Consider the following 235-nt stretch of genomic DNA (forward strand, 5'->3'; position numbering starts at 1 on the left):
GGCCGTGGAATAGATCGGGCCGGGCGCGGTCAGCGTGAAATTCGGCATGTCCAGCGTGATGGTCGCGAGCACGAACAGCACGCTGAGGTAAAGATTCGCGCCGGTGATCTGGAAATCCTGCTCGCGGTAGCGGATGCCGCCGATGAAGATGCAGAGCCCGACCAGGCCGTTGCAGACGATCATCACCACCGCAAACACGGTGTCGCGCGCCAGCGTCGGGGCCGGCGTATCGCCG

Annotated in this window: 1 protein-coding gene; it reads right to left on the reverse strand. The window is 64.7% G+C overall.

The annotated features are described in order from the left end of the window. On the reverse strand, positions 1-235 hold a 235-nt coding region (locus tag Ga0466249_RS26285; protein ID WP_215832433.1), incomplete at both ends, for a calcium:cation antiporter family protein.

The sequence above is a fragment of the Pelorhabdus rhamnosifermentans genome (assembly GCF_018835585.1).
Lineage (GTDB): Bacteria > Bacillota > Negativicutes > UMGS1260 > UMGS1260 > Pelorhabdus > Pelorhabdus rhamnosifermentans.